General features: G+C 50.1%; 1 rRNA gene. It reads right to left on the reverse strand.

The features are described from left to right. Positions 1-8 precede the first annotated feature (8 nt). Positions 9-2,902, reverse strand: a 23S ribosomal RNA gene (locus K5Q73_RS21170). Between the last annotated feature and the right edge of the window lie 115 nt (positions 2,903-3,017).

Raw genomic sequence — 3,017 nt, forward strand, 5'->3', positions numbered from 1 at the left:
AGGGTTGTATGGTTAAGCCTCACGAGTCATTAGTACAAGTTAGCTCAACGCCTCACAACGCTTACACACCTTGCCTATCAACGTCCTAGTCTCGAACGGCTCTTTAGAGGAATTAAATTCCTAGGGATGACTCATCTTAGGACTCGCTTCCCGCTTAGATGCTTTCAGCGGTTATCGATTCCGAACGTAGCTACCGGGCAATGCTATTGGCATAACAACCCGAACACCAGCGGTTCGTCCACTCCGGTCCTCTCGTACTAGGAGCAGCTTCCTTCAATCATCCAACGCCCACGGCAGATAGGGACCGAACTGTCTCACGACGTTCTGAACCCAGCTCGCGTACCACTTTAAATGGCGAACAGCCATACCCTTGGGACCGACTTCAGCCCCAGGATGTGATGAGCCGACATCGAGGTGCCAAACACCGCCGTCGATATGAACTCTTGGGCGGTATCAGCCTGTTATCCCCGGAGTACCTTTTATCCGTTGAGCGATGGCCCTTCCATACAGAACCACCGGATCACTATGACCTACTTTCGTACCTGCTCGACGTGTATGTCTCGCAGTTAAGCTGGCTTATGCCATTGCACTAACCGTACGATGTCCGACCGTACTTAGCCAACCTTCGTGCTCCTCCGTTACTCTTTGGGAGGAGACCGCCCCAGTCAAACTACCCACCAGGCACTGTCCCGAACCCCGATTCAGGGGCCGCGGTTAGAACATCAAAACTACAAGGGTGGTATTTCAAGATTGACTCCACTCCATCTAGCGACGAAGCTTCAAAGTCTCCCACCTATCCTACACATGTAGGTTCAATGTTCAGTGCCAAGCTATAGTAAAGGTTCACGGGGTCTTTCCGTCTAGCCGCGGGTATACGGCATCTTCACCGCAATTTCAACTTCACTGAGTCTCGGCTGGAGACAGCGTGGCCATCATTACGCCATTCGTGCAGGTCGGAACTTACCCGACAAGGAATTTCGCTACCTTAGGACCGTTATAGTTACGGCCGCCGTTTACCGGGGCTTCGATCATGAGCTTCTCCGAAGATAACCCAATCAATTAACCTTCCGGCACCGGGCAGGCGTCATACCGTATACTTCCTCTTGCGAGTTTGCACAGTACTGTGTTTTTGATAAACAGTTGCAGCCACCTGGTATCTGCGACTCCCGGCAGCTTAGAGAGCAAGTCTCATCACCGCTAGGAGCGTACCTTCTCCCGAAGTTACGGTACCATTTTGCCTAGTTCCTTCAGCCGAGTTCTCTCAAGCGCCTTGGTATTCTCTACCCGACCACCTGTGTCGGTTTGGGGTACGATTCCTACTAACCTGAAGCTTAGAAGATTTTCCTGGAAGCATGGCATCAACTACTTCAGTCCCTTAGGACCTCGTCATCAGTTCTCAGCCTTAAGTACACCCGGATTTGCCTAAGTGTACAGCCTACAACCTTAAACGCGGACAACCAACGCCGCGCTAGCCTAGCCTTCTCCGTCTCTCCATCGCAGTTAGCAGAAGTACGGGAATATTAACCCGTTTCCCATCGACTACGCCTTTCGGCCTCGCCTTAGGGGTCGACTCACCCTGCCCCGATTAACGTTGGACAGGAACCCTTGGTCTTTCGGCGAGGAGGTTTTTCACCCCCTTTATCGTTACTCATGTCAGCATTCGCACTTCTGATACCTCCAGTGTGGGTTACCCCTTCACCTTCAACGGCTTACAGAACGCTCCTCTACCGCACTAGAACAAGTCTAGTACCCATAGCTTCGGTGTATTGCTTAGCCCCGTTAAATCTTCCGCGCAGGCCGACTCGACTAGTGAGCTATTACGCTTTCTTTAAATGATGGCTGCTTCTAAGCCAACATCCTAGCTGTCTAAGCCTTCCCACATCGTTTCCCACTTAGCAATAACTTTGGGACCTTAGCTGATGGTCTGGGTTGTTTCCCTTTTCACGACGGACGTTAGCACCCGCCGTGTGTCTCCCGTATAGTACTCATTGGTATTCGGAGTTTGCAAAGGGTTGGTAAGTCGGGATGACCCCCTAGCCTTAACAGTGCTCTACCCCCAATGGTATTCGTACGAGGCGCTACCTAAATAGCTTTCGAGGAGAACCAGATATCTCCCGGTTTGATTGGCCTTTCACCCCCAGCCACAAGTCATCACCGCATTTTTCAACATACGTGTGTTCGGTCCTCCAATTGATGTTACTCAATCTTCAACCTGCCCATGGCTAGATCACCGGGTTTCGGGTCTACACCTTGCAACTAAACGCGCAGTTAACACTCGGTTTCCCTACGGCTCCGCTATTCGCTTAACCTTGCTACAAAATGTAAGTCGCTGACCCATTATACAAAAGGTACGCAGTCACGGTCTCAAGAACCGCTCCCACTGCTTGTACGTATACGGTTTCAGGTTCTATTTCACTCCCCTCACAGGGGTTCTTTTCGCCTTTCCCTCACGGTACTGGTTCACTATCGGTCAGTCAGGAGTATTTAGCCTTGGAGGATGGTCCCCCCATGTTCAAACAGGATGTCACGTGTCCCGTCCTACTCGTTTTCACGTAAAGTTAGTTTTCATGTACGGGGCTATCACCCTGTGCCGCTGTGCTTTCCAACACATTCCACTAACACCCTCTACGCTTAAGGGCTAATCCCCGTTCGCTCGCCGCTACTAGGGGAATCTCGGTTGATTTCTTTTCCTCCGGGTACTTAGATGTTTCAGTTCCCCGGGTTCGCCTCATTAACCTATGTATTCAGTTAATGATACTAGCTTATGCTAGTGGGTTTCCCCATTCGGACATCGTTAGCTCAAATGCTTGTTACTAGCTCGCCAACGCTTTTCGCAAGTTACTACGTCCTTCATCGCCTCTGACTGCCAAGGCATCCACCATATACGCTTAGTCACTTAACCATACAACCCAAATAAGTCTCTATGAGAATATCCGTTGTTTTAAGCGGGTAAGCTTAAAACAGTCGTACGTAACTAATGGTTTCTACTTTCGCCAAAATTAGAATTTTTTACTTAA

This window comes from Shewanella sp. MBTL60-112-B2, from assembly GCF_019655055.1.
In the GTDB taxonomy this organism is placed as follows: Bacteria; Pseudomonadota; Gammaproteobacteria; order Enterobacterales; family Shewanellaceae; genus Shewanella.